We start from the raw sequence: 3,017 nt of genomic DNA, 5'->3' as shown, positions 1-3,017 counted from the left end.
GATGACGCCCGCACCAAACTCCGCCACCTATACCCCACACATTAGCGGCGACAGTCTACTAGGGCGATATGGCCGTTGCGCTGTGGTGCTGCCGCCGCGGTGGCCCCGGTGAACCACATTGGATACACGACGAGGACCTGCTCGATGGGTGTCCGGTACGCGGCGGCGAGATCGGCCAGCACGTCGGAGGAACCCAGCAGCACCGGCATGGTCGGGGACAGGTCCTTCAGCAGCCCCTCCGCCTGCCCGGCCGCCCCGGGCACGCTGGCGAACACCCCGCGCAGGTCGCTGTCACTGCGGCGTAGCTGTTCGGTGAATGCCGCCAGGTCGGATGTCCACCCCCGGATCGCCGGGCTGGTCGTCAGCTGGCTGTCGAGCACCGGTTCGGCGTCGGTGAGCAGCCGCGCGGTCGCCTCGTAGTTCGCGTCCGCCTGCCCGACCAGGTTCTGGGTGCCCACCAGCAGCCGTTGCAGGTCCGGGCCGATGCCCTCGAAGGCCTGCTCGGCCTCGTCCAGCACCGTGGCCAGGCTGTCCTGCGGCACCGAGGTCAACAACGCGTGCAGATCATCGAGGACGCCGGCGATCTGCTTCGGGGTGCGAGTGCGCTCAGCGGGGATCCGGCTGCTGTCGGTCAGGGTCGGGCCGCTGGTCGTGCGGGGGATGAGGTCGACGTACTGTTCCCCGATCGCGGACACGCTGTGGATCTCCGCGTCGGTGTCCACCGGGATCTTCCGGCCCCGGTCGAGGCGCATCTCGACGTCGACGCCGTCGCTGGCGAGCCGGACGGCGGTGACCGTCCCGGACTGGACACCGCGGTAGGTGACGTTGGCGTGCGGGTAGATCCCCGCTCCCTCGGTGAAGCGGGCGGTGACCGTGTAGGTGCCGATGCCGAGTTCGGCGGGTACCCGCGCGTACCGGAAGAAGATCAGTAGTCCCGCGGTCAGGGACAGCAGGGTGAAGACCACGAGCTGGACGCGGACCATCCGGGAGATCATCGACTGCCTCCCCCGAGTAGGCCGCCTACCAGGCCGCCGAGCAGTGACGGATCGGACGGGGTGGGCGTGGGCGATGCCGGGGCCTGCGGCTGCCCCGCCATCCCTTGGCCCTGCTGGGCCGGGGCCGGCGTGGGCGGCTGCTGGGCGGGTGCGGTGAGCGGGTTGGCCGCCTGGTCCCCGAGCCCGAGCGTCCCGCCGAGTAGCCCGTGCAGGCCGGTGAGAGATCCCTCGAGAGGGGTCCCGCTGAGCAGGGTCCGGTCGATGTTGGGAAGGGTGAGGTCCACGGTGCCCCACAGGTTGATGTAGTCGCCGCGGAACACCTCGCCGAAGGTGTCCAGTGGGAAGAGCAGGGTGCCCACCTGCCAGAGTGACTCGTGCAGTGACGATCCGGCGTCGGCGAGGCCCTTCAGCACGGGGCGCAGCGCGGCCACGTTACGCACGATGTCGTCCCCACCGCGGGTGACAACATCATCGACCTGCCGGCCAAAGTCACCGAGCGCGACCAGAGTGTTCACCAGGTTCTCGCGCTCCTGGTTGAGTACGTCGAGGGCCGGGGGGAAGGCGGCCAGGGCCCGTTCGATGGTCGGGTTCTGCTCGCGGAACCGGCCGGAGATCCGGTCCAGGGAGTCCAGCGCCCGGGTGATGCTGGCCTTCTGCTCGTCCAGCCGCGTCACCGTGGTGTCGACCTGGTGCAGCAGGTCCCGGGTCGTGCCCTCCCGGCCCCCGAGCGCCTTGTTCACCTCGGTGGTGATCGTCTTGAGCTGGCCCAGCCCGCCGCCGTTGAGCAGGGCCGCGGCGGAGGCCAGGACGTCCTCGGTCTCCGGGTAGTGGCCGCTGCGGGTGATCGGAACGACGGAGCCGTCGTGCAGCCGGCCGACGGGCTCGTCCTGGGTGGGTGGGGCGAGTTCGATGTGCTTGGCGCCGAGCAGGCTGGTCTGGCCGATGGTGGCGGTGGCGTTCTCCGGCAGGACCACGTCCTTGTCCAGGCTCACCGTCACGACGGCGGTCCAGTCCTTCAGTTCCACCGACCGGATCGTCCCGACGGTGACGTCGTCGACCATGACCGGGGTGTTCGGGACGACGTTGAGCGCGTTACGCAGCTCGATCCGCACCGTGTAGGAGCCCGGGCCGCTGCCCTTGGTACCGGGCAGGTGGAATGAGTTGAGGCTCTCGAAACCACACCCGGTCAGAACGGCGGTCATCGCCGCCGCCGTGACCAGCGCCACCCAGCGCCGCCGGGGGCATGTCGCCGCACGCATCATCGTCCACTTCCAGTTCCAGGAAGGAGCAGGCCACCAAGACCCGGCAGTGACACCGGCGGGGGCAACTCGGACGTGCCAGTCGGAATCGGAGGGGCAGTGCGGTCCGTGCCGCTGGGCGCGGGACCGGCTACCGGACCGCCGCCTCCGGACTGGTTGAGCGGGCCGTTGATCCCGATCGGCGGCGACTGCACCCGCAACAGGTTCAGCAGCGGGCCCAGATAGCCCAGACACGTCTTGGCGCCCGCTGCCGGGTCGTTTGCCGCCTGGGTGGCCATGACCTCGCAGACCAGCTCGGCGGGGGTGGACAGGTTGTCCAACACGAGCCCACCGGTAACCGCACCGTTGTCACGCATCGACAGGATGTTGAACGCGTTTGTCAGCGTGTTCGGGCCGACGTGCAGGATGGTGGCGAGGTTGTCCCGCTGGGCCGCGAGCGTCCGGGTCAGTTCGGCGAGTTGCCCGGTGGCGTTGGAGATCTCGCCCCGGTTGTCCGCGAGGAACCCCTCGACAAGTGTGGCGGCCCGCTCGACCCCGGCGAGGGCGGCGGCAAGGTCACCGTCGTTGTCGTGCAGCAGGTCGGAGACTCCGGCCAGCCGCCGGTTGAACTCCGCGACCTGACCGTCCATCCCCGCCAACGCCGACACAAACACCTGCAGGTTACGGACCGTACCGAAAATATCCCCGCCGCTGTCCGACAGCGTCTGCACCGCCGACGACAACTCACGCACCATCGTGTTGAAACTCTTCCCCTGCCCCCTGC

Annotated in this window: 2 protein-coding genes and 1 pseudogene; all 3 read right to left on the bottom strand. The window is 69.5% G+C overall.

Translation table 11 applies throughout. The features are described from left to right. Positions 1-41 precede the first annotated feature (41 nt). Entirely contained in the window at positions 42-995 is a 954-nt protein-coding gene (locus CM1CMNOD_RS12300) for an MCE family protein (RefSeq protein ID WP_083828270.1), read from the bottom strand. Beyond that, the gene (locus tag CM1CMNOD_RS12295; RefSeq protein ID WP_165001428.1) at positions 992-2,254 is read right to left on the bottom strand and encodes an MCE family protein; all 1,263 of its coding nucleotides are present in this window, start codon (positions 2,252-2,254) and stop codon (positions 992-994) included. The genes CM1CMNOD_RS12300 and CM1CMNOD_RS12295 overlap by 4 nt, the downstream gene beginning before the upstream one ends. Beyond that, positions 2,254-3,017 (bottom strand): annotated as a pseudogene (locus CM1CMNOD_RS12290) (hypothetical protein); the annotation flags it as partial. The pseudogene CM1CMNOD_RS12290 and the gene CM1CMNOD_RS12295, both read right to left, overlap by 1 nt.

Source organism: Protofrankia symbiont of Coriaria myrtifolia (assembly GCF_900634755.1).
In the GTDB taxonomy this organism is placed as follows: Bacteria; Actinomycetota; Actinomycetes; order Frankiales; family Frankiaceae; genus Protofrankia; species Protofrankia coriariae.
This window is presented reverse-complemented; position numbering and strand designations above follow the sequence as displayed.